The sequence below is a fragment of the Aliivibrio salmonicida LFI1238 genome (assembly GCF_000196495.1).
Taxonomy (GTDB): Bacteria; Pseudomonadota; Gammaproteobacteria; order Enterobacterales; family Vibrionaceae; genus Aliivibrio; species Aliivibrio salmonicida.
Map to the genome: position 1 here is coordinate 1,460,370 of NC_011312.1, position 25,361 is coordinate 1,485,730.

19 protein-coding genes and 1 pseudogene are annotated in these 25,361 nt (G+C 40.2%); 11 read left to right on the forward strand and 9 right to left on the reverse strand.

Going from position 1 to position 25,361, the window contains the following annotated elements; translation table 11 throughout:
• Positions 1-152: 152 nt before the first annotated feature.
• Both VSAL_RS07235 and pabB read right to left on the reverse strand, forming a co-directional pair.
• A complete protein-coding gene (locus VSAL_RS07235) occupies positions 153-734 on the reverse strand; it encodes a CoA pyrophosphatase (protein ID WP_044583231.1) in 582 nt (193 codons plus the stop codon).
• A 26-nt stretch (positions 735-760) separates the two neighbouring features.
• Positions 761-2,131 (reverse strand): aminodeoxychorismate synthase component I, encoded by a 1,371-nt coding sequence (gene pabB, locus VSAL_RS07240; RefSeq protein WP_012550048.1) that lies wholly within the window; start codon positions 2,129-2,131, stop codon positions 761-763.
• Between the two features lie 170 nt (positions 2,132-2,301).
• On the opposite strand from pabB, the gene VSAL_RS07245 reads away from it, so the two are divergent.
• Positions 2,302-3,846 (forward strand): fumarate hydratase, encoded by a 1,545-nt coding sequence (locus VSAL_RS07245; RefSeq protein WP_012550049.1) that lies wholly within the window; start codon positions 2,302-2,304, stop codon positions 3,844-3,846.
• 44 nt (positions 3,847-3,890) lie between these two features.
• On the opposite strand, the gene VSAL_RS07250 is transcribed toward VSAL_RS07245, so the two are convergent.
• Together VSAL_RS07250 and VSAL_RS07255 are read right to left on the reverse strand one after the other, a co-directional pair.
• Complete coding sequence (locus VSAL_RS07250) at positions 3,891-4,772, reverse strand: IS982-like element ISVsa6 family transposase (protein ID WP_012548944.1); 882 nt, start codon at positions 4,770-4,772, stop codon at positions 3,891-3,893.
• A 149-nt stretch (positions 4,773-4,921) separates the two neighbouring features.
• Positions 4,922-6,229, reverse strand: a complete 1,308-nt coding sequence (locus tag VSAL_RS07255; protein WP_012549425.1) for an IS4 family transposase — start codon at positions 6,227-6,229, stop codon at positions 4,922-4,924.
• A gap of 202 nt (positions 6,230-6,431) precedes the next feature.
• Here VSAL_RS07255 and VSAL_RS07260 point away from each other — a divergent pair, with 202 nt between their 5' ends.
• From VSAL_RS07260 to VSAL_RS07280, 5 genes are all read left to right on the forward strand, one after another.
• Entirely contained in the window at positions 6,432-6,794 is a 363-nt protein-coding gene (locus tag VSAL_RS07260; protein ID WP_012550051.1) for a DUF2799 domain-containing protein, read from the forward strand.
• 91 nt (positions 6,795-6,885) lie between these two features.
• Complete coding sequence (locus tag VSAL_RS07265; protein ID WP_044583232.1) at positions 6,886-7,920, forward strand: efflux RND transporter periplasmic adaptor subunit; 1,035 nt, start codon at positions 6,886-6,888, stop codon at positions 7,918-7,920.
• A 2-nt stretch (positions 7,921-7,922) separates the two neighbouring features.
• Positions 7,923-9,002: an efflux RND transporter periplasmic adaptor subunit gene (locus tag VSAL_RS07270; protein WP_012550053.1), complete on the forward strand. Its 1,080-nt coding sequence runs from the start codon at positions 7,923-7,925 to the stop codon at positions 9,000-9,002.
• On the forward strand, positions 9,002-12,079 hold the full coding sequence (locus VSAL_RS07275; protein ID WP_012550054.1) for an efflux RND transporter permease subunit: 3,078 nt from the start codon (positions 9,002-9,004) through the stop codon (positions 12,077-12,079). Before VSAL_RS07270 ends, VSAL_RS07275 begins: the two co-directional genes overlap by 1 nt.
• A 272-nt stretch (positions 12,080-12,351) precedes the next feature.
• A complete protein-coding gene (locus VSAL_RS07280) occupies positions 12,352-12,738 on the forward strand; it encodes a DUF2750 domain-containing protein (protein WP_012550055.1) in 387 nt (128 codons plus the stop codon).
• Between the two features lie 128 nt (positions 12,739-12,866).
• On the opposite strand, the gene VSAL_RS07285 is transcribed toward VSAL_RS07280, so the two are convergent.
• Positions 12,867-14,057 carry a cystathionine beta-lyase gene (locus tag VSAL_RS07285; protein ID WP_012550056.1) on the reverse strand — a complete coding sequence of 397 codons (1,191 nt, stop codon included), beginning with the start codon at positions 14,055-14,057 and terminating at the stop codon, positions 12,867-12,869.
• Between the two features lie 155 nt (positions 14,058-14,212).
• Here VSAL_RS07285 and VSAL_RS07290 point away from each other — a divergent pair, with 155 nt between their 5' ends.
• From VSAL_RS07290 to VSAL_RS07310, 5 genes are all read left to right on the forward strand, one after another.
• Entirely contained in the window at positions 14,213-14,563 is a 351-nt protein-coding gene (locus VSAL_RS07290) for a hypothetical protein (protein WP_012550057.1), read from the forward strand.
• 286 nt (positions 14,564-14,849) lie between these two features.
• Positions 14,850-15,368, forward strand: coding sequence for an Hcp family type VI secretion system effector (locus VSAL_RS07295; protein WP_012550058.1), 519 nt, complete (start codon positions 14,850-14,852; stop codon positions 15,366-15,368).
• Between the two features lie 76 nt (positions 15,369-15,444).
• Complete coding sequence (tssI, locus tag VSAL_RS07300; protein ID WP_012550059.1) at positions 15,445-17,709, forward strand: type VI secretion system Vgr family protein; 2,265 nt, start codon at positions 15,445-15,447, stop codon at positions 17,707-17,709.
• Positions 17,691-18,284, forward strand: coding sequence for a DUF4123 domain-containing protein (locus VSAL_RS07305; RefSeq protein WP_012550060.1), 594 nt, complete (start codon positions 17,691-17,693; stop codon positions 18,282-18,284). Before tssI ends, VSAL_RS07305 begins: the two co-directional genes overlap by 19 nt.
• Before the next feature lie 15 nt (positions 18,285-18,299).
• Positions 18,300-20,297, forward strand: a complete 1,998-nt coding sequence (locus VSAL_RS07310) for a LysM peptidoglycan-binding domain-containing protein (RefSeq protein ID WP_049940346.1) — start codon at positions 18,300-18,302, stop codon at positions 20,295-20,297.
• Between the two features lie 12 nt (positions 20,298-20,309).
• Here the strand turns inward: VSAL_RS07310 and VSAL_RS07315 are convergent.
• The 4 genes and pseudogenes from VSAL_RS07315 to VSAL_RS07330 all read right to left on the reverse strand — a co-directional run bounded on the left by VSAL_RS07315 (position 20,310) and on the right by VSAL_RS07330 (position 25,269).
• Positions 20,310-21,799: pseudogene (locus tag VSAL_RS07315) on the reverse strand (IS66-like element ISVsa2 family transposase).
• 71 nt (positions 21,800-21,870) lie between these two features.
• The gene (gene tnpB, locus VSAL_RS07320) at positions 21,871-22,218 is read right to left on the reverse strand and encodes an IS66 family insertion sequence element accessory protein TnpB (protein WP_012548924.1); all 348 of its coding nucleotides are present in this window, start codon (positions 22,216-22,218) and stop codon (positions 21,871-21,873) included.
• Positions 22,215-22,529: an IS66 family insertion sequence element accessory protein TnpA gene (tnpA, locus tag VSAL_RS07325; RefSeq protein WP_012548925.1), complete on the reverse strand. Its 315-nt coding sequence runs from the start codon at positions 22,527-22,529 to the stop codon at positions 22,215-22,217. Before tnpA ends, tnpB begins: the two co-directional genes overlap by 4 nt.
• Before the next feature lie 82 nt (positions 22,530-22,611).
• Positions 22,612-25,269 (reverse strand): ExeM/NucH family extracellular endonuclease, encoded by a 2,658-nt coding sequence (locus VSAL_RS07330; RefSeq protein WP_044583425.1) that lies wholly within the window; start codon positions 25,267-25,269, stop codon positions 22,612-22,614.
• Positions 25,270-25,361 lie beyond the last annotated feature (92 nt).

Consider the following 25,361-nt stretch of genomic DNA (forward strand, 5'->3'; position numbering starts at 1 on the left):
GGAACGGCGCTATTGTCGTTATTTTGACAAGAAAAACCTTGACCCAGATCGACAAATGAAAAAATATGAATGGAGAACTGAAGATTATTGATAATGATCACAGTAGGTATTGAGTTCGGATTAGAAAAACTTATTAATGAAGGCTGGTTTTTCTAATTTGTAATGTGATTCATTGAATGAATGATTTCTGCGGTAATTCCCCAAATGAGTTTTTTATTAAAAGGAATAAAAATTAACTCATACGTGTGTTTTTTGTTAAAAACTTTGTGCTTTGTCGTATTCATTGGGTTAAGTAGGTGGGAGAGTGGTGCTTCAAATGTGCTACTAACCTCACCGTAATCGATTGCGGTGGTATAATTTTCATCAATAAGTGCAACGATAGGGGTTACTTTATAACCGGATATTGTTGGTATTGTGTTAAGTTTTACTAATGGGTGTATTTGTTCAAGTTGAATGCCGATCTCTTCATTTGTCTCACGAATTGCAGTATGAATTAAGGATAAATCAGACGGTTCGGCCTTGCCTCCAGGGAAGCTAATTTGACTTGGATGATGGTGTAAATGAGCGGCTCTTTGAGTCAAAATTAAGTGCAATCCAGAGGGCCTTTTTACGAGAGGAACGAGGACGGCGGCTTGCTTAAAATTTGTGTTTTTAAAGCGAGGGTGCAGCAATAAATCTTCACTGTATGAATTCGGCTTATTGAGTAATAAATGAGACAATAAATGTGTATCCATAAGCCGGATCCTTAGTTTAAGTGACATTATAATATCGGTAGAATTTTACTTAACTTATGTAATGTCTCTTCATATTCTAGTTCAACTTCGCTATCTGCAACAATGCCACCGCCAGCGGAAGCGTATAAAGTATCGTCATAAGCGATTAATGTTCGAATGGTAATACTGGTGTCCATCGCACCACAGCGACTGATATAACCAATACTGCCACAATATAAATTACGACGATGTGGTTCTAACTCTTCAATAATTTCCATTGCTCTAATTTTTGGTGCTCCAGTGATAGAGCCTCCAGGAAAAGAGGCTTTTAATAAATCAAAAGCGCTGTAACCAGTATTAAGTTCACCTGTGATAGTGCTAACGAGGTGATGGACAGCAGGAAATGATTCAATCGCAAAGAGGCTCGGTACGTTCACCGATCCCGGTTTTGCTACTCGACCAATATCGTTACGTAATAAATCCACAATCATTAAGTTCTCTGAGCGATCTTTTGCGCTATTACGTAATATTTCAGCTTCTTTCGCATCTATTACTGGATCTTTTGAGCGAGGACGAGTGCCTTTGATTGGTTTGGTTTCTATCTGCTTGTCTTTAACGTGTAAAAAACGTTCAGGCGATACGGAAATAATGGTTAATTCAGGTGTTCTAATGAACGCCGAAAAAGGGGCTCCGTTATTTATCGCGAGTTTTTGATAAGCCAACCATTCAGAACCTTCATAGTGTGCACTAAAGCGCTGGGCAAGATTTATCTGGTAGCAATCACCGGATTGAAGATACTCAGAAATAACGTCAAATTTTTCAGAGTATTCAATTTTTGTCATGTTTGATGACCAAGGTGTCGTTAATTGGAACGACAGTTTCTCTTCTTGAATGGCGGTGAACGGTTGCAACCATGCTAGGCGATCACTGTTGTTTGGCTGAATTAACGTTAATGTTTTCTTTTTATGATCAGCAACCAGTGCCCAATCATAAATCCCTATCGCCATCTCTGCGGTGGGGATGTCTTTTTCTGAAATATTAGGTATCGATTCAACTCGGCGGCCTAGATCATAACTAAAGTAGCCTAAAGCGCCGCCAATAAAAGGAAGATCAGTGATGGAATCGCAGCTTGGTGTTAGGGATTCTTGATAGTGAGCTAACAATTCAAAGGGGCAATCCTCACTGGTTATGAGATCTCTTCCTTTTATATTAATAGAAGTGATTTTATCGTGAGTTTGTAACGTTGCTATTGGATCAGAAACGACGATGTCGTAGCGATTATCGACATGAGCAACCGCAGAGGAATGCAATAACATCGACCATGGTTGAGATTCAATTGCAGAAAACAAATCAACCAAAGAGTTGGATTGATAATCAAGGGATGTCATTTGTAATTTTGCGTCTAATTGATTGTTCATTTTGAGTTTTTATGACCAGAATGTGATGAGCAACGATAGCCTTGAATAGAGAGCAAGAGTATCATACTGAGAGTTCTAAAAGAAAATAATAGATGACGATTGCTCACGTCATTACTAAAAAGAACGACATTACATTATTGCCATGGAAGCATATATTTTAAGAGGGCCCTATGACGAACGTTAATAAAGAAATGGTTGCTCAAACGAGAACAACTATTCGTAATGAAGATGTGATCAGCTCTGTTGCTGATGCACTGCAGTATATTTCTTACTACCACCCACTTGATTTCGTTCAAGCGCTTGAAAAAGCCTACCATAGAGAACAGAGTCAAGCGGCTAAAGACGCAATTGCTCAAATATTAATTAATTCACGTATGTCAGCAGAAGGGCGTCGTCCTATTTGTCAGGATACGGGGATTGTGACTTGTTTCGTTAATATTGGTATGAACGTACAGTGGGAAGGGGATTTAACCGTTCAACAAATGATCGATGAAGGTACTCGTCAAGCGTACCTTAACCCAGATAATCCACTACGTGCATCAATACTGTCTGATCCTGCTGGTAAACGTATTAATACGAAAGACAATACGCCATCGGTCGTGCACATCAATATGGTTCCGGGTAATACCGTTGAGATTCAAATCGCAGCAAAAGGCGGCGGTTCTGAAAATAAAACCAAAATGGTGATGCTAAACCCATCAGATGATATTGCGGAATGGGTAGAAAAAACCTTGCCATTAATGGGCGCGGGTTGGTGTCCACCAGGTATGCTAGGTATCGGTATTGGTGGTACAGCAGAAAAAGCCGCCGTGTTAGCGAAAGAATCGTTAATGGGTCACATTGATATTCAAGAATTGATTGACCGTGGTCCAGAGAATGCAGAAGAAGAACTGCGTCTTGATATCTTTAATCGTGTGAATAAGCTAGGCATTGGTGCACAAGGTCTTGGCGGATTAACCACGGTTGTTGATGTGAAAATAAAATCTGCACCGACACATGCCGCTTCTAAGCCTGTGTGCATGATCCCTAACTGTGCAGCAACACGTCACGTACATTTTACCCTTGATGGTTCGGGCCCTGCTGATCTTCAGCCGCCAAAACTGGAAGAGTGGCCAGACATCACATGGGAAGCGGGCGCGAATACACGTCGTGTGAATCTTGATGGACTGACCAAAGCTGACGTACAAGAATGGCGCACAGGTGAAACGGTTCTACTAACTGGCAAGATTTTAACCGGTCGTGACGCGGCTCATAAACGTCTGCAAAGCATGATTGAAAGCGGCGAAGGTTTACCAGAAGGTGTCGATTTTAATGGTAAGTTCATTTATTACGTTGGCCCTGTTGACGCAGTGCGTGACGAAGCCGTTGGTCCTGCGGGTCCAACGACATCAACACGTATGGATAAGTTTACTGACATGATGCTAGAAACGGGTCTAATGGGAATGATCGGTAAAGCAGAGCGTGGCCCTGCAACCGTAGCGTCTATTAAAGCCAAAAAAGCGGTTTATTTAATGGCCGTCGGTGGTGCCGCATATCTCGTATCTAAAGCGATTAAAAAAGCAAGAGTGGTTGCTTTTGAAGAGCTAGGAATGGAAGCGATTTATGAATTTGATGTGGAAGACATGCCAGTGACTGTTGCGGTTGATTCAACGGGCGCAAATGCACACCAAATTGGTCCCGATACGTGGAAAGTAAAAATCGCAGAAATGGAATAAGTTAGTAATTTACTAAATAACCTGAATTCTGGATAAAACATGCTTTAAGCGAGGATTAGTTCAAATTCACATTCTGATAGCTTAATTCGTGGCTTTTGTTTTTTTAAACAATAAGCCACAACGCCTGAAATTACATTTAGCATGAAACCAGTCACGCTACGATGACGGCTATGTTCAATTTGAGAGATATTCTTCAATTGGTCATTTATCGTTTCGATAATGTATCTCTTTGATAACATAGCCTTATCAAAAGCACTTATCTCTTTTGCTTTCATGTTTTTTCGCGAGGTAGTCACTAAATCGACATCAGAGTTCTTTAAGCTCTCACTCAACTTTTTACCTATGTACCCTTTATCAGCGTACAATTTCCCCGAGAGTTCTTTGCATAAATCAGGTACAGGAGTCCTATCATTTACATTGCCAGCTGTGATTTTCAGCGAAATAATTTCTCCAAGATGGTTAATCAATAAATGAAGTTTGAAGCCGAAAAACCATCCCATGGTACCTTTTCCTCTTTTCGCAACACCATCAAAGACTTTATGGCGAGGAATTCGAATGTTATGGCATACTTTAAGACTCGTGGAGTCAACAAAAGCAATGCCAGTCGGCTTACCTTTGATAGATTGAAAATAGGCACACATTGGGGCGATTAGGCTAGGCATTTTGCTCACAAATCGAGTGTAGCTAAGTAAATTTGGAAAGTATCCTTTCCAATATTGATGAACTAACCCGATATAGAAGTTCTTGAAATCTCTATGATTTGATTGATGAAAAGCGATGACAATAGTCATACATTCACTAGTAGACATTACTGACTGACGTTTTCTTTTTCTCTCACTAGCCTCAACAAGGTATTTTTCCCATTGAGATAAGAATTGATAACAAAAATCATCGACATCACAAAATATATCAACTAATTTATTCATCTTGCCCACCTTTTAAAATACGTTCAAATAATTCTTGGTCGAAAGATCTGATCGTTAGGTGGGCAATTAGTTCAGCCTTATCCAGAATTCAGGTTAAATAGTTTCTATAATTTATGAGAAGCACTCAATTATTGAGTAATGCCGTTCACTTAAGGGTGAATGGCATTCTTGTTTCTGGCATATCGTTGAGGTCTTGGTTTTACCATTCGAGGGAATGTTCTTTCCCTTCGCCTATCAAGTATTAAGCTTTCAGCCATCTGGTGGAAGCCTTTTAATTGTCGAGGGATCGCTCCTGGCGTTGAGTATGGTAAACCAACTAATAATGCAGATACATGAGCAAGTGTCCCATTAAAACTCAATTGATAAGGGAGATAATTTCCTTTTAAATTAAAGCAAAGCTCTACCATTTGGTAGCGAATTAAATTATAAGTCAACAAGATACCCCATAGTTCTTGTTTCACTAATTCAGGCAGACGGCTTCGTAGTGTTAAGCGATTTCCTAACATGTATTGTTTCTGCTCTCGGTAACCCAATTCTATTTCCCAACGATGCTCATAAAGACCGACTATATCTTTCAATGGGTAACGTAATGGGTCAATCATTGACGTCAGAACTTGATAATCTTTTCCTTTAATTTTTCGAGTCACGAGACGAGCAGTCATCGTTTCAGGTAAATTAGAAAACAGTTTTCTTGCTCTTGGGTTACTCCGAAGAATAACAAGTTTGTCATTACGACCTAGCGATCGAATTATTTCATATTGAGTATTTTTTTTAAGGGGAATAAGCCAGTGACGCTCTGAGCCTGTCATCTGCCATTTATGTAGTAATCCTAATGAATAGAACCCCTTATCGAACATAGTTACGCTATGGTCAGGTGTACTATCTATTAACTTCTCTGCCAATATCATTTCATTTGTATTGTAATTATCGAAAGCGCTCGCTGTAATAAGATGACTGCTTAGCTCCATTTGGCAAACCATTCTTACCTGTGGATATTGAGTTCCTTTTTGGCGAGAAAAAGCCTCTTCATTTTTCTGGTTATCAGGTGCTCTCCATACAACACCATCAACGCCTAAGAGAGTTAGTCCATTCCATTTAGGAAGATTAGCACTCTTAAGCCAGGAACTTGTCATTCGCTCAAAGACTGCTTTCATTGCTGCTTCACCTAGATTTTTTCGGCGCTGAGTAAGGGCACTAGGAGCGACAAAAGCTTTACCTGTACGGTCTACAATATCAAGCTGATTAACTAAATCCTTCATGGATTTATTGTTATAGATAGCCATACCAACAAGTAACCATACCATTGATTCAAGAGTAAGCTTTCGCTTCCTCATCGTCACCGTATCAGTGAGAGAATAAGCCTCATCAATCAGATGGATTGGAAGTAAATCAGCGAGAGTCTCTACGTTGCTAGGTTTCCAGTCATTGATTATGTTTAGAGCTTGAGAAACATCCATAAAAAAATCCAAGTGCATAAAATACACTTGGATTTTGACATCTAAAAAGGATCGGTCAACCGATCATATTTACCTTAAATGATCGGCATTACTCAATTATTGAGTGCTTTTTTTATGCGTGTATCTTTAATGTTAACTAATTGAGTGTACTATGGTTCTTTATTATGATTGAAGCAAAGTACGTTATTTATTTGGAGATTTTATGAAATTATTTATTTCAGCGATATTGGCATTGTTATTGGTTGGATGCTCGTCATCATCTCAAGCAGAAAAAGAAAAAAATGCAGATGATTGGTTTAATTATGGTGAGTTTAGAGCAAAGAAAGGATTTGTGGTTCAGACTCAAGAGCAATTAGAGGCGATGAATCCTAAAGAGGTCATTACGGGTGAATTTTACAATGCCTATTTTTCGGGTCATCAGGAAGGTACTATTGTGTACTGTACCCAAGTTCCTTATATCTTAGGGTTAAGTGAAGAACCTTACTTTGGTTTGTGTGACCAATCTCATCCAAAGTTTAAAGAAGAATATGAGAAAGGTGTTAACCATAAGAAAAATAAAAAATAACGTTTATTAATTTTATTTCAGATTTTCTGGACGAACGAATTTATAGGTAATAATGCTTTTATATAAAAATTATCATTACAAGGAATTGTTTATGTTTAAAAAAACAGCGGTGGCAACGCTACTTAGTTCTGTTTTATTAATGGGGTGTGATAGTAAGGCTCCACAGATTGCAGAGCCAGAATCGAGACCAGCGAAAACAATGGTTGTATCTATCGGTAATCAAGCCACCTCACGCTTATTTCCTGCCCAAGCAGAAGCCGGAGATAAAGCGGTATTAGCGTTTAGGGTTCCGGGGCAATTAAATACCTTAGAAGTGCATGCGGGTGAAATGGTATCAAAAGGACAGCAACTTGCCACGATAAATCCAGATGAATACCGTTTATTGCAAAAGCAAGCACAAGCACAATATCGCTTGATTGATGTTCAATACCAACGAACCAAGAAGTTGCGTAAAGACCAAGTTGTTTCAGAACAAGATTACGATACCGCAGTAGCAAACCGAAAAACCGCCAAGGCGGCCTTGGATCAAGCAAAAGCCAATCTCAGCTACACCAAATTAATTGCCCCTTACGAGGGAACCATTTCCTTATTACCAAGTGAAAACTTTGAGTACGTAAGTGCCAAGCAATCGATCATGCACATTCAAACCAATGATATTTTTTATGTGGTTTTTCAACTTCCAGATTACTTATTACAACGGTTCAGTTTTTCCGAAGTCGAAGCAACGGTAACGTTTGATTCATTTCCTAATTTTCAATTCCCTCTTGAATTTGAAGAAATTGATACCGAAGCGGACAGTAAAACATCAAGTTACACCGTTAAAATGAGCATGGCTCGACCAACAGAATTAGGTATTTTGCCAGGAATGTCAGGTCAAGTAAAAGTCACTATCCCAAGTGGTGAAAGTGAAAAATTGCCAGTAGGGGCGATTGACACAGAAGGTGATAAAACGTACGTGTGGCGAGTGGCCGAAGATGGCAGAGTCGAAAAAGTAGAGGTAGAGCTTAGTGATAAGCGTCAAATTCTTTCTGGCATTAATGACTCAGACCAAATCGTCTCTTCAGGCATTGCTGGATTAGAAGAAGGCATGAAAGTACGTAAGTGGGTTAAGGAGAGAGGATTATAATTATGCAGAAATTAATGAGATTTTCTTTATTGTCGACAGCCTTATTACTTACGGCTTGTAAACCAGCGCCGATTGATACGGTGTTAGAAGCACCTGATGTCATTATTAAAACGATTAATTCCGGTTTAGTGAGTGATCATCTTTATCTTCCTGCGGTCGCTACAGCGGCTGATCGCTCTCATCTAAGTTTTCGTTTATCTGGTGAGATTAAAGAGTTAAATGTTCGCTCGGGAGAAACCGTTAAAGCAGGTCAAGTCTTAGCGATTTTAGATAAGACGGATTACAACATTGATGTAGATAATGCGAGAGCAAGATACAACGTGGCAAACAGCCAGTATCGACGTTCGAAACCGTTAGTCGATAAAGGATTACTTGCTAAATCGCAATTTGATGAATTAGCCGCCCAACGTCAGATTGCATTGGCTGATTTAGAATTGGCAAAATTGCGTTTAAGTTTTACTGAATTAAAAGCCCCAATTGATGGGATCATTTCCCGAGTGAGTGTCGAGCAATTTGAAAACATTCAAGTTGGGCAGCAAATCTTTAATATTCATAATCGTAGCGCGGTTGATATTACGGTTCAGGTGCCTGATAAGTTATATGCTAAACAACCAAATAAAGGATTAGTCGATAAAATCAAAGCTTCTGTTCGTTTAGATGATGGTTCATCGTACCAAGCGACAGTTAAAGAATTCACCACAGAGCCAGATCCTGAATCGGGTGCGTACTTAGTGACGTTGACGATGCCAATGCCAAAAGATCAATTTATTTTGGATGGTATGGCGGTTGAAGTAACTACTGAGCAAAGTTCGCTAGGCGCATCGAGTCAATTTGGTATGGTTATTCCGATCGAAGCCGTTTTTAATGAAGATGGAGACAACATTGATCGAGATGAAAAATACGTTTGGCTTGTTGACTCTGACAATAAAGTGAAAAAGCAAAAAATAATCACAACCAAGGCCACATCTTCGGGCTTACGAGTCGTAGAAGGTGTCACAACGGGAGATCGTATTGTTATTGCGGGTGTTTCTCGCTTACGTGATGGCATAGAAGTGAATATCATCAATACGGAGGAGAAATAATGAGTCAAGAAAAGGGAATTGCAGCGTACTTTATTCAAAATAAAGTGATCAGCTGGATGTTGACTTTGATTTTCATTATTGGGGGAACCTCTGCTTTCTTTGGCTTAGGGCGATTAGAAGATCCTGCGTTTACCATCAAAGATGCAATGGTTGTGACCAACTATCCGGGTGCCACACCAGAGCAAGTTGAAGAGGAAGTGACGTATCCGCTTGAAAAAGCGATTCAACAACTTACCTATGTTGATGAAGTGAATTCATTATCGAGTCGTGGTTTATCTCAAATTACGGTAACCATGAAGAATAATTATGGCCCTGATGATTTACCACAAATTTGGGATGAACTGCGCCGAAAGGTAAATGACTTAAAACGTCAGTTACCGCCGGGAGTCGGAGAACCATCCGTTATTGATGATTTTGGTGATGTATACGGTGTACTTCTTGCCGTTACAGGACAAGGGTATTCGTATAAAGAACTTCTTGATTATGTTGATTATTTACGTCGTGAATTAGAACTTGTTGATGGGGTAAGTAAAGTCTCAGTCTCTGGTGTTCAACAAGAGCAAGTCTTTATTGAAGCGTCACTAAAACGCATGACAAGCTTAGGTATTTCACCTCAAACACTCTACAGTTTACTTTCTGAGCAAAATACCGTTTCAAGTGCGGGTGCCGTAAAAATTGGTTCTGAATACATACAGATCCACCCAACGGGCGAGTTTCAAGATGTGTCGCAACTTGGTGATTTGATTATTACTGAAGGTGGAGCGCAAGGTCTTATTTATTTAAAAGATATTGCGACCGTAAAGCGAGGTTATGTTGAAGTACCAAGTAATTTAATTAACTTCAATGGTAATTTTGCACTCAATATGGGGATCTCATTTAGTGCGGGGGTAAACGTTGTTGAAATCGGTAAATTGGTTGATCAACGAATGTTGGAGTTAAAAAACCAACAGCCCATTGGTATTGATATTTCTGAAATATACAGTCAGCCAAAAGAAGTTGATAAATCGGTGAGTGGTTTTGTGGTGAGTTTAGCGCAAGCCGTTGCCATCGTGATTATCGTTTTACTTTTCTTTATGGGCGTGCGTTCAGGCTTATTGATCGGATTAATTCTGTTAATCACCGTCTGCGGTACGTTTGTTTTCATGAAGTACTTGGCCATCGATTTACAACGAATCTCATTAGGTGCGCTCGTTATTGCGCTAGGAATGTTGGTCGATAATGCCATTGTGGTGGTTGAAGGGATCCTCATCGGTATGCAAAAAGGCCGAACGAGGATGCAAGCGGCCACCGATATTGTTACGCAAACCAAGTGGCCCTTATTGGGCGCTACGGTTATTGCCGTGACAGCCTTTGCTCCAATTGGTTTATCTGATGATGCAACGGGGGAATACTGTGGAACCTTGTTTACGGTTCTATTGATTTCATTAATGCTGAGTTGGTTTACTGCCATTTCTCTTACGCCATTCTTTGCGTCTTTATTCTTTAAAGAAACCGTTCAGGTTGAAGGGGAAAATAACGAAGATAAAGATCCGTACAATGGCATGATCTTTGTTATTTATAAGCGTTTTCTTGAGTTCTGTATGCGCTACTCAATCGCAACGATGCTGATCCTTGTTGTTGCACTTGGTGGCAGCATGTATGGCTTTACCAAGGTTAAACAATCGTTCTTCCCATCATCAACAACGCCAATTTTCTTGGTGGATGTATGGATGCCAGAAGGAACGGACATTCGCTCAACCAACAAGACGCTAAAAGAATTAGAAGATTGGATCTTAGAGCAGAAACACATTGATCATGTCACAACCACGGCGGGTAAAGGTTTACAGCGATTCATGTTGACCTATGCACCAGAAAAGAGCTATGCCGCGTATGGCGAGATAATGACTCGTGTTGATGATTACAACGCATTGCTGGCATTAATGGCTAAATTCCGTCAGCATATTGAAACTAATTATCCGCAGATCCAATACAAACTGAAGCAGATTGAATTAGGACCCGGTGGTGGAGCTAAAGTTGAAGCTCGCATTGTGGGTGCCGATCCAACCGTTCTTCGCAGTTTAGCCGCGCAAGTTATTGAAGTTATGCACAATGACCCATCAGCGACGAACATTCGTCATGATTGGCGTGAGCGAACTAAGGTATTAGAGCCTCAGTTTAATGAGAGTCAGGCTCGTCGTTACGGCATCTCTAAAACTGATGTGAACGAACTGCTTGAGATGGCCTTTGCGGGTAAAGCGATTGGTGTGTACCGTGATGGTACAACGTTAATGCCTATTGTGACGCGTTTACCTGAAAATGAACGTGTTGATATCAGCACGATTGAAGGAATGAAGATCTGGAGCCCGGCATTATCATTGTACATCCCATTACAGCAAGTGGTATTGGGCTACGATGTCATTTGGGAAGATCCACTGATAGTGCGTAAGAACCGTAAACGTATGTTAACCATAATGGCTGATCCAGATATTCTAGGTGAAGAAACGGCGGCGACATTGCAAAAACGTTTGCAACCACAAATAGAAGCGATCGATTTCCCTACAGGTTACAGCTTAGAATGGGGGGGTGAATATGAATCATCACGTGATGCACAAGCGTCTCTGTTCCAAACCATGCCAATGGGGTATTTGTTCATGTTCCTAGTGACGGTGTTCCTCTTTAATAGTGTGAAAGAGTCCGTCATTGTGTGGTTAACCGTTCCATTAGCTCTCATCGGTGTAACTACTGGCTTATTAGCACTTAATACCCCCTTTGGCTTCATGGCGTTATTAGGTTTCTTGAGCTTAAGTGGTATGTTACTGAAAAATGGCATCGTCTTACTCGACCAAATAGAGATAGAAATACATTCAGGTAAAGAACCGTATCATGCGGTGGTTGATGCGGCGTTAAGTCGTGTTCGTCCTGTATGTATGGCCGCAATCACAACCATTCTAGGTATGATCCCGTTATTGCCGGATACCTTCTTCAAACCAATGGCCGTGACCATTATGTTTGGTTTAGGGTTTGCAACCGTACTGACGTTGATTGTGGTTCCGGTGCTGTATCGTATGTTCCATAAAATTAAGGTTGTAGAGTATTAATTAAGGATTAAGTCATTAAATCCGATATCAAGTCCACATTGCCATACGCAGTGTGGGCTTTTTTTGTTATTATCCTAATACCAATCTACATAAATATTTGATCATTCTTGCTTGTTAAAATCGATTATAGCTGCGTTATAAATTGAAAAAATTAGACCCACTAGTTATTACAATTTATGCCTTACTCTAATCGATTTTTCCTACGCAATTATCTGCTCAACTACTTATCCAGATTGGTATAATATAATCTTTCCCACTGATAGGAATTGGTAATGAGCCAACTAGATCAACAAACAATAGAAAAAATCGTAAATTCTCATGAAGAAGAGCGTTTTACTTACTTTATGAAAGAAGTTGTCGCTAATCGTGAAATTTGGATTTTGACTGATGAACACGGTTGTGTGATGTTGAATACCGAAGAAGAAGATTGCGTTCCAGTGTGGCCAAACAAAGAATTTGCTGAAGCGTGGGCAACGGGCGAGTGGGATGTATGTAAAGCAGAATCTATCTCTCTAAACAAATGGCACAGCCGTTGGACTACCGGTCTAGAAGACGATGAACTGGCCGTTGTTGTTTTCCCAAATCAAAACGAAGAAGGGCAAGTGCTTTTCCCTGATGAATTCGATTTTGAATTAACAAAACAAGAAAGAAAGCGTTAATTTTTTATCTGCCTAGATATTAAATACAGAGACATATAAAAATGGCGACTCAAATAAGAGTCGCCATTTTTTGTATTTTCGCTAAACAAGCGTGTGAGTTACGCTAACTTCTTACTAGTCAGTAGAAGTTAAGCTGACAAGGTTTCTTGGTAGAGAGCTAACCCTTCTTCTAAATCTTCAATCAAATCATCAATGTCTTCTAGTCCAATATGAAGACGTATCAATGTGCCTTCAAAGTTAGGATGAGCCACTGTTCTTAATGCATTAAAGCTCTTTGGTTCATTCGCTAAGATCAAGCTTTCAAATCCACCCCAAGAATAACCCATATTAAAATGCGTCATGCTATCAAGCAGTGCCGTTGTTGCTTTGGTATCTGATTGCTTTAATACAAAAGAGAACAAGCCGTTACAGCCTGTAAAGTCACGTTGGTAAATGTCATTACCCAGACAGCTTTCAAGGGCAGGATGACGAACGTGATCAACAAGCGGATGCTCAGCCAACCAATTGGCGATTTTAATGCTGCTTTTCTCATGTTGCTTCAGACGAACGCCCATGGTGCGTAAACCGCGCATGGCAAGGTAAGCATCATCAGGAGAGATGCATTGGCCCATTAAATAGCTTTGTTCACGCAGTTGGTCCCAATGTTTTTCATTCGCAACCGCCGTACCAAGCATCACATCGGAATGTCCAACAATGTATTTGGTCGCCGCTTGAATCGAGATATCAACACCATGGTCAAAAGGAGAGAAATTCACACCCGCTGCCCATGTATTATCAAGCATCACCACAATATCGGATTCATGCGCAATACGAGCAAGAAGCGGAACATCTTGCACTTCCATCGTGATAGAACAAGGGGATTCAGTGAATAGCACCGTGGTATTGGGTTTGATTAGATCACGAATGCCTTCGCCAATCATTGGATCGTAATAGGTGGTTTCAATCCCCATTTTCTTTAACATCGTGTCACAGTAATCACGGGTTGGTTCGTAGCAGCCATCAACCATTAAAATGTGATCGCCCGTTTTTACAAAACACAAAATCGCATTCGCTATTGCAGCGGTCCCACAAGGGTATAAGGCACACCCTGCGCCGCCCTCTAGCTCAACCATCGCATCTTGCAAGGCAAAGTGAGTTTCTGTACCACGACGACCATAAAAAAGAGTTTGTTTGGCACGATTCACCATCGCGTGATTCTTTTCTGCCACAGAGTTAAAAACCACCGTAGAAGCACGTTGAACGGGGGGATTAACCACGCCTTTTGTCCATTTTTTACTGCGACCCGCCGTAACATATTTAGTATCTAATTTATCTGACATCTGAATCCATTCAATTATAAGTAGGCAATACCTCCATAAAGCCAAAGTGAAGGAGAAATATCAAGGATTAAAACGAATTCTTATCGAATAAATTTTTATTGCTGCTAAAATTGCGGTATCTAGATGACATGTTGAATAAATAGAGCGAATAAAAAATGCAACAGAATGAATTTGAAACACTCGTTAAAGAACTGTGCCAAAAAGAAAACCTTCCTCAAGTGCTAGAAGCATTAAAAGCATGCGAAGACCAAGATGTCGTTGAAGCGGCAGAATCACTTGCTGGTCAATTTCGTCTTGCAGAAGTAGAAGGCGAGCAACGTATTTATCATGTATTTAATGATGAAGACGAAAATGGCGAAACTCAAGAACTTGCAGAATGGATCATGAATGAAGGCGATGACGTGATCAAATTCGTTGCATGGTTCTTCTACGCAATGTTTGATATGAAGCAAAAAGAAACGTACCAAGCGGCAGGTAAGACTTACCAACAGCCAAAGCGTTCTTAGTTTCAGATCTTATATTTACATAAAGTGAATTAAATAAAACCGAGCCAATGAGTGCTCGGTTTTTTATTACCCCACCAATAGTAAAGAATGAGATACGATAAAACAGTCGATCCAATTTATTGGATAACTTCCCAATTTCTTGTATCTATTTTTTGGTTGTTCAAAACGAAATTTATGTAAATAATTGAATTAATTGATTTTAATATTTGGCATCTTAATTGCTCTATTCAATGTAACTCGTGACGTTCACGGTTCTAAATAGAATTCAATATTAAGGAATAAAGCCATGCCAACTCCAGCATATATGTCAATTAAAGGCGAAACTCAAGGCGATATCACTAAAGATGCGTACTCAGCAGATTCAGTCGGTAATACATGGCAGGAAGCTCATATTGATGAGTTCCTAGTTCAAGAGCTTGATCATGTATTAACGGTTCCACGTGATCCACAAAGTGGTCAACCTACTGGTCAACGTGTTCACCGTCCAGTTATCGTAACTAAGCAACAAGACCGCTGTTCTCCATTATTATTCAACTCTTTAGTCTCTGGTGAGAAACTGCCTGAATGTAGCATCAACTTCTACCGTACCTCTATTTCTGGTAAGCAAGAGCATTACTACACAATCAAACTGATTGATGCACTATTGGTTGATATGCAAACGCGTATGGCTCATTGCCAAGATGCTGCTACTTCTGATCGTGTAACGGAAGAAGTGCTTAAGTTCACTTACCGTGCCATTGAAGTAACTCACGAAACGTGTGGTACGGCAGGTGATGATGATTGGCGTAAGCCACGCGAAGCGTAATTGCCTCGAAAATCATTTATAAAAACTAGGGCCTCATGTTGGCCCTATTTGTCGTTATACTTATCAGGTGAATACAATGGCTAATGAGGTCGAGTTTAAGTTTGAAGTCCTTGGCACGAATCATGAATTTCGTGTTGAGAGTTTCAATGTGGTCGAAGAGGTATCCCAACCTTTTAAAATAACCTTGTCGTTATTGTCATTAGACCCTGATATAGCGTTTGATGTATTAAGCCGAAAACCCGCATTATTAACCGTTCTTGGGCAAGGAATGAATGCCGGACGATTATTTCATGGTGTCGTAAATGAAGTTCGGTATTTAGGCGCAGGTCGTCGTTTCTCTCATTATCAAATTACGCTCGTACCTCAACTGTGGTTTTTAACCCAACGCCAAGATTGTCGTATTTTCCAAGATAAGTCGATTGTTGATATTTTAACTGAAGTGCTCGATGGGGCGTCAGTGACTGATTATCGCTTTGAACTGTCTAATACCTATCCCAACCAAGAATACTTACTTCAATATCGTGAAACTGACAGTCATTTTGTTCAGCGTTTATTAGCAGAGCACGGTTTATGGTATTACTTCGAACATACTACAAGTAACCATAGCATGGTGATTATTGATAAAAATGATGCCATTCCAGAGTTAATTAGTACTCCTCTAAACGCGTCTTATATTGGCCCTTTGGTGTACCAATCTGAAGGAGGTGGTAATGCTGACAGAGAGCATATATTTGAGTTAAGCAGCTATAACCGTGTTCGTACTGGTCATGTAATTCAAACCGATTATAACTACGATCAACCCCGCATCCCACAACAAGTGCAACAACAGGGTGATCGAGATACTGATTTAGCATTCTTTGATTACCCAGGACGCTATGGGGAAAGCGTAGAAGGCCAACAACGTAGCAATTACCTTATCGCTGATCATCAGGTTGAAAATCATCAAATTGAAGCCGAAAGTAACATTATGCGTTTAACTGCTGGTTATAGTTTTGATTTGGCAAAGCACCCAAGAAACGCAATCAATCGAGATTACACGCTCACAGCGATAACGCACAGTGGTTATAACCCACAAGTGCACGAAGAAGAATCAAGTGGTCTGCCGACGACGTATCAAAACTATTTTAATTGTATTCCTCGCGATGTTGGCTATAAAGCACCTAAATTAGCCGCCCCAGTGGTTGATGGCCCTCAGACGGCAGTCGTGGTTGGCCCCGCAGGAGAAGAAATATATACCGATCCAATGGGACGTATTAAAGTCCAATTTCACTGGGATCGTTATGGTAACAACGATGAGCATTCAGGTTGTTGGCTTCGTGTTAGTCAATCGATGGCCGCGCCAACGTGGGGCGCGGTGTATTTACCGAGAATAGGGCACGAAGTGGTGGTGACCTTCTTAGAGGGAGATCCAGACAGACCCTTAGTGACAGGTGCGGTATACAACGGCTTACACACGCCCCCTTATGCCTTGCCAGAGCATAAAACCAAAACGGTATTTCGGACTCAAACCCACAAAGGGGAAGGGTACAACGAAATGTCGTTTGAAGACGAAGCCAATCAAGAAGAAGTTTATTTTCATGCTCAGAAAGACATGAGAACTAAGGTTCTAAATAACCGATTCAGAACCATAGGGAATGATGAAGAGTTAGAAGTTGGACGTAACCAAGAAAACATCATTAACAAAGACAGAAAAGAAACCATAGAAGGCCATAAAACATCAATAACAAACCAAACCTTCTCAGAAACCGTCGAGCAAGACGTAACGGTTAAATACAACGCCAACATAGAAAAGAGCGTGGCTGTTGAACAGACGTTGACAATCTACGAAAACCGACAGAGTACGATAGGTAAGAACGACGAACTCACGATTAAAGGCGAACAAAGCCGCATTACTATGGGAGCAAGTAGCAGTGATATTAGCGCTGACGATACGCTAACCGTTGGTCAGAATCTCACAATAGAAGTCGGAAATAATGCATCCATTAAATCGGATGCTGACCATACCATAATCAGTGCCGATGAAATTACGGCTCAGGTGGGAAGCTCGGGTTTTATTCTAAAAAATAACGGCACCATTACCTTGTATGGCTCAGATATTACGGTTGATGGCTCTGGCTCGGTCGCCTTGGTTGGGGGAAATGTTGCGATTAACCCTGGCGCAGCATCTAGTCAAAGTAGCAGTGTAAGCGCGAACCTTCCTCGTACCTTCTCAATGTCACCATTAGCATCAACCAAACCAGTGATGAATTCAGCGGCGTACAGTGAAATGGTTGAAGATGGCGCATTAATGAAAGAGTTATGCCAATGTGGTAAGGAGGGCATATGCAAGCTGCACAGCTAAATAATGAATGGCGAGTAAATTCTGTTGAAGTGCCATTATTTTCTGCATCAGAAAGTATTTATGCATTTATTGAACCGGAGTTATGGCCTGAGTGGAATGCCGAGTTAAGTTCTCATATTGATGAACTAGACATCGTCAATTTATTTAATGCGACACAATTTAGTGCGATAAAAAATGGCCCAGTGGTGGTGAACTTATTGAGCTCTCAAGTTTTGTTAGATGTGTGTGTAAAAAAAATGAGCACGACACATTGTGGTGCGTTATTTCATACCGACATAGCGACAAATCGCAGTGCATTGATGTATTCCTTACGTAATGCATTGGTGGTAAAAAAGGGGCGTGGGGAAGTGTTTATTCGATATTACGACTCAAGAGGGTTGTTGCCTTTAGTTGCTTCTATGTCTAATGAAGAGCGTCGCGACTACTTTTCTCCTATCAATAAAATAACGTGGTTTAACAAAGCGTGGCTCAGTGTATCTGTCTTTGCACCGATCGCCCCTTTATTTTCAGATTATCAATGGAGCATAACTGAACAGCATTTTGCGTCCATGCAATCCATCTCAACTCAGTGGTAAAGGAGTCATAACACCATGAGCCAATCTTATATTGTTCAAAGCGGTGACACGCTGCTTAAAATTGCCATTGATAATGATGTCCCTTTTACCACATTACTTGAGCTGAACCCAAAATATCAACCTAACCCAGATTTAATTCATGTGGGTGATAGTATTAGTCTGCCTGAGGAAGTTGAGGATGAAGAGGTAGAGCAAACCAACACCGTCGAACCTATTTCAAAAGTACGCCCCACAGCGGAAACATGCACATTAATGGCTGCACCAGAATGTGAAGCCAAAGAAGTGCATGATGTTGTATTTGTTACTGGTGAAGCAATGACTGATTTCTATTGTTTAGATGAAAAATCTATTCAATACATGGATGAAGAAGCGAAGTGCATGGACACCTTGCTAGAAGGTTATGCAACACTTTTAAAAGAAACCCCTCAAGGCAACAATGTTACAAAGCAACAAGTAGAGCAGCACGCAAAAAAGAGGCAAGTGTGGTTAAATGACGCAAGTAATGCAGGTGCGATTTGTTTGGTTGAATCAACAGAAGCAAAGATAGGTCGGAAAGTAGCGTCAGCTTTTGGTGGGGATACAGAAAAAAAGAATGATGAGAATATAAAACGAGTTGATGCGAGGTTAGAAGAGTTAAGGAAAAAGAAAACATTTGTTGAAGAATATAGTGATACTTTCTTTTTAGAAGATGACTCTCTTATCGAGTTAAGAAGAAGAGTTTTAACTCGAATTCAATCTGAAATTGACGATTTAACAGCGTTAAGTCATACCGTTGCAAGTAAAAAAAATAGTCCTGAAAAGCCAAACAATCAATCTGTAAATGCAGATAATTTCAATTCTGAAGGAAAAAATTTAGTTAGTCAAAAAAACAAAAGACATTTGGTTGAAGTGTATTCAGTAAAGCATGATAAATATGTTTATCTTCGTAGTGAGTTTGTAGAGCAAGAACAAAAACGCTGGAAACCAGTTTATAAGCGCAGTAACACAATGCAAGCTTTAGAGCAAAACGACAAAGCAGGTTTTGCTAAGGCAATAAAAGAAGATATTAAGAACAATATTAAAACGTCTTTAAAAGATGGCCCTGTAGCAATGAAATTGAATGAATGGAAAGCTGATGGTGGGCATTGGCGTGAATTTCAATCGAAGAAACACTTATATAATGATGATGGCAAAATTCAATTCGCTATTAGTAAAGAGGCTCAACTATTTCGTTGGGGGGCTCAAGCTGCTGCTACCATTAAAAAGGCAGATATTGGTATTGGTGCCGAGGCTAGTTTTTCATTAGCGGAAGCAACTGTAGCCATTAAAGCGTATATTCCATATCAATCTGGTTATCCTGTCACTCTTTCATATATTGATGCAAAGGGTAAAGATGCAACATATTCATTCGGATGTTTCAGATTAAATAGCTCTATGCAATTAAGTGCATTTACTGGGATCATGGCTAGTGTCATGGTTAAAGGAGAGGTTCCTAAAGGGGATGGCAGCATAGGTGTATTATTTTCTCCAAGAGTCGGTGTATCGACTTCTGCAAAAGGACAGGTTGGTTTTAAAGCTGAAGGTTTTGCAGGTGCACAAGCGGGCGGTGAATTGTGTGGTGGCGTAGAGTGGCAATCGCCACCGGAAGATGAACAGAAATTAAAACCTGAATTTAAATCGCTAGCAGAAGTTAAGGGCGGTGGCAATATAGCTGCTGGTTTAGGAGCAGGGGCTGATTTTCAATTGAGTTTGCGAGGGCAAAAATTTTATTTTGTGTGTTCTGGTCGTCTTGTTTGGGGGGGTGGTGGTAGTGGCAGCTTTGGTGCTGTGATTGATGGTGGCGAAATATGGGAACTAGCTAAAATTATTTTGAAAGGTCTTCAATGTGTTGGTTATCGTCAATTGGGGAATATTGATAAGTTAGCTTATAGACATTTAGTACGTGCTAGTTATTTAGCGTTTGCTTCTGATATGGTTCAGTATTCCGATTGTGCTCTTCAGAAAGCGATTGAAAAAAGTGTAGAAAAAGTGTAAGCGTGCGGGGAACTACACCTTGTCTTTTACATTCCAAGGTAAAAGTGAATCGATATCTGGCGATCCAACACATAAACGATCTAGACAATACCTAATATAATCGTAAGGGATTAATCCGTTTGCCTTTGCTGTTTCTACAATGCTGTAAAGCATTGCACTTGAATCTGCACCAGCCGTTGAACCCGAAAATAACCAGTTTTTCCGGCCGATAACAAACGGTTTAACCGCTCGCTCTGCTCGATTGTTATCAATAGATAACAATCCATCATCAATATAACGAACTAATTTATCCCATTGATTTAATGTATAGCTAATCGCCTCACCTAATTTTGTTTTAGGTGATACTCGACTAACTGCGCTATCAAGCCAATCACGGAGCTCTTTAAGTAAATCGCGGGCTTCTGTCTGCCTAGCAACATACTTGGCTTCAGGGGAAGCCTCTTTTAATAACGATTCGATCCGGTATAGCTTTTGGATTTTACTCAATACCCAATCTGCACTCCCTGTTTTCCCTTTTACTTGAACACGTTGAGCCTCAATAAATCGTCGACGTGCGTGTGCCCAACAGCCAACTAACATCGCTTCAGTTTGTTCATAACCTTGGTAACCATCGGTATGTAAATACCCGTTATAACCTTTTAAAAAGTTAACTGGATGGTAGCCATGCCTGCTAGATTGATAATCATAAAGTACAATTCCAGGCAAAACACCAGAGCCTGGAGAATCATAGCCAGAGCAGTAGACCCACATATAACATTTTGCTTTTTCAACATCCAACACATTTACCGTTGTTTCATCACAATGCAGAGTGGGTTGTTCAAGCAAAATACGATGTAACTCGTTATTAAGAGGGGTAAATAGTACCGAGCATTTTATTAACCAATCCGCCATCGTTCGCCGTCCAATAATGATACCCCATTGCTGAAATAACGTTTCTTGACGATAAAGTGGAAGACTGTATTGAAATTTAGCCGTAATAATTTGAGCAAGTAAACTTGCGGTCGCAATCCCTTTAGGGATTGGTGACGCTGGCATTGGGGCTTGTTTAATGTCTACTGAAGTATTGTTTTTTTCACAATTTCGGCAAGCATATTTAGGACGAACATGTTGAATAACTTCCACTTTAGCTGGTACAAATTCCAACTTTTCACTGATGTCTTTACCCATCGCATGCATCTCTAGACCGCAACACTTACAAGTTTTATCTTTTATGTCGTGGATATAATAACAGTACGCGGTAAGTCTTCAGGTAAGCGTTGGCGTTTTGGCTTTTGACGAGTGTAGGTAATCGTTTGTGTGTCATCATTTTCAATGATGATTTCTTCTTCTGTTTCATTGAATAAATCAAATTGAGTCGAGTCAGATTCACTGCTTTTACCAAAGCGCTGATGTTGAGCCAGCCGAAATTGCTCTAGAAGACGGTTATATTTATTTTCAAGCTGAAGCACAAGTGCTTTCAGCTCGTCAATGGTATCAGGAAGTGGTTTTATTTTATCAGTCATGTAGATGACTATATAACGATAATACAGGTAATCAATCGGTTGCCTCCTATTCTTGACTGAGAATCAACTATTTAAAGGGTTGTTTGATAATGTACCGGTTGATGTCCTAAGATATCAAAACCTTGTAATAGCAGTGTCAGTTGCTGCTCTGATAATGCTAACGTATCGTTATTTATATTTCGTGGCCATTTGAAGCGGTCTTCATCTAATCGCTTGTACCATAAAGCGAATCCTGTTTTATCCCAATACAATATTTTGAGTTTATCACGAGGCTTATTGCAAAATATAAATAGAGCATCACTAAACGGTGATAGTTGCATTTCTTGCTCAACAATCACGACAAGGCCATTAATGGCCTTGCGAAAATCGACAAAATCACGATGAAGATAAATGGTGGAAACATCAGTAAATACATTCATGATTGATACCCTTTTAATAAGAGTCCTATCCAGTGAGGTTCAGTATTAGCTGGCAATGTTAATCGCAATTTTCCGATAGAAAGTTGAATATCTGGTAATTGTGGAGTGGCGATGATAGTTGATGTTAACGCTTCTACTTTCAAGAAAGTAGAAGCGTTAATCTTTTGTTTCCATCGTGCTTTACGTGCACTAAATGTCTTTGGCAGAATATTATGGTTACGACAAAATTCAGCGGCACTAAGCTTGCTAGATTGCTGAGATTCAAATAGAGCGTGCCATTGCTCTGGTGTTCTCTTTTTATCTTTTTGCATAATTACGTTCTCGTTAAATGAAAGATCGTAAGATACGCATAATGAATTTTATTTGTTAGGTGTAGTTCCCCGCACGCTTACCTTATTTATTGTCTTTGTTTAGTTTTCGACGCAGATAGCCAAAACCAAAGAGTGAAGATAAAGCAAGTAGGTTGAGTGAGCCTGCATATTCAAGAGAAATAACAACAGGATCGTGGTCAGAAGCCGAATACATATCGTTGTATTTTGCCATGTCGCCAGTGTACTTTGAGCTGTATTCAAACAAGTTACTTTCTGTGGCATTAATGTGCCAATCTTCAATTTGAGTGACTCGTTTTGCAAGAGATTCATTAGCGAGTGCGTGATCAAGATTACCTAATTCCCCTGAGTAGGTATAAGAGAAGGTTTCTGTGCTGTGCAACAAGGTATTTAGATTAAGGTATCCGTACCCTTTTTTGATTTGGCTGCCTGTTTCTTCATAAGGGATAGGGTTACCGGCGGTATCGTTTCCAAGAGTGGTATAAGACGCCGTAAAGATGTCGCGATCGTATTTATCAGGGCTGTAATCTGTCAGCGTAAGTAATGGGTCTTCCATACCATACGCATTCATGTCACCTAAGATCAGAATATCGCCTTCAACTGTACTTAATTCATCACCAATGGCTTTTACTGCTGAGACTCTAAAGCGATTACAATTGCCTTGTAAGTCAGGCGCTTCTGAGTCTTCATTGAAGTTCTGCCATTGTTCAATACACTCTGATCCTTTTGATTTTAAGTGATTAACGACAACGGTTAGCGGCTCTTTGGCTTCTTTTACAATAAACTCTTGAACCAAGCTGTGGCGTTGATATTTATCATACGCAGGGTTTGATTCAATAGTGCCGTTGTTATCTCGAGTGACGGTGTTTGCCGTGACGTGTTGCTCCGGTGTTTTTATTACGCGTGCATCACCTTCTAATCTTACTTTGTCAGGACGATACAACAGGGCGACCATAATGGCGTCAGAGCCTAAATACTCACCTTGGTATTTATCCGCAGCGTCTATCTCAACGTATTTATAGTGATCTTCTTTGTCTTCAAATTGTGCATTTAACACGGCAGTGAGATCATGAATGGCACTGTTTTCACCAAAGCCATTATTTTCAATTTCCATCAAACCAATAATGTCAGCATCAATGGCGGTTAAGGCCGATAGAATTTTTGCTTGTTGAATTGCAAACTCATCAGCTGTTGTTGCGCCACGGTTTTGACCTGTTGGGTTTGCATCACCGTTTATAGAAACAGAGGTGAAGTAGTTTAAAACGTTAAAACTGGTAATAGTTAAATCTTCATCATCAATACTTGGTTTGTCAGTACGTTCTACATTGAAGAGCGTAGAACCATCGGTATTTAAGGCTTTAGTAATGATGTTTTCTTGTGTGATGGTATTACTTGCAACCAAGCGATATTGACCGTAAGAATAAGCAACCACTCCTTCTAGTCCTTCAATTCTAGCACCAAGACGAAGGTAAGAATCGGCACTGCCATCTTGGTCGATATCAGAGGCAAACTCTGGGAAGTAAGGCACTTTTCCGTTTGCGGCTTTGTTGTCTGATTCTATGGTGATTTGACGCTTAGCATTCTCTTTTGCTAGCTGAATGGCCTCTGTACTTTCTGCTGCAAATAACTGAGTTGGTTTATACAGTGGTGCACCATGAGACAACACCATATTGTTGCGTTTACTGTCGTAATCAAAACTGAAATTACGCGTAATTCGTAAATCGGAATGAGAGGTTAATTTAACGTGCATGCCTTCGTGACGCTCTAATGCATCTGCTAATGTTTCATTCTCATTGATGACCAGTTCAGTGACATCAACAGGAGATTGTGAACCTTGAACAACGACGTTATTGGTGTCTGGTTTTAATTGTGTTTGGCTATAATATTCTTGAACTTTTGCTTTAACACAGACTAATGCCCCTGGTTGGATCTCTTGGGAAGGGGCGCTGCCAGTACTGACGAAAATACCTTCAGAGCTGTTTGGATCATTGTCATTATTTAGGCCTTGCAGGTAAAAGCCTTTTAACAAGCTGTCGCCCCGAGCAGTCACAATGCCTTGAACAAAATACTCGTCGTCTGAAATAAAGCCACTCGTGATTAACGGCGATTTATTTCCCGTACCTTGAATCTCATTAATCTCTGTAAAAGTAGGGGTCGTGCCTGAATCGGTTTCACAAGCAAAAGGGAGAGGAGGAGTAATGCCTTCTTGGTAAGTACCAAGGCCATCAATATTGTCTTTTGGTAACTCAAGCCACATCGTTGGATCAAATGTTGTACTTGGACTTAATGTTGAGCGGACAAAGCTCTTATCTTTGCCCCAATCTACGTCGCCATCGACCCCAATACGGTCGTGTTCTATCCCATCTTTAAACAGCATGTAAGTGTCATCGCCGTTATGATTTACGATGCTTTCAATATTATTGGTTACGGCTTTGATCGCATCAGAGGCTCGACTGTTTGAGATGACATAAACGCTCTTTGCATCAAGCGTAATGGCAGAAAGATCAAGATCCTTTTGCCATTCGTTTAAACCATTGTATTTTGATTTAAGAACATACCCCGCGAGAGAAACTGAACTGTCTCCTGTATTACTGATTTCTAACGATTTATTGTAACTTCCACCTTCTACGTATTGAGATATAATCACATCCGCGTAAGCGCTGCCTGAGAGTGCTAAGCCAACAGCTGCTGCAAGTGTTGTTTTTAATTGGGTTGTTTTCATTTCACTGCTTTCCATAGTCACGTTATATGAATGATTCACTGTTATTTGTTTTTTCTATCGATTAAACTTCTCATATTGATATGTCACATTCA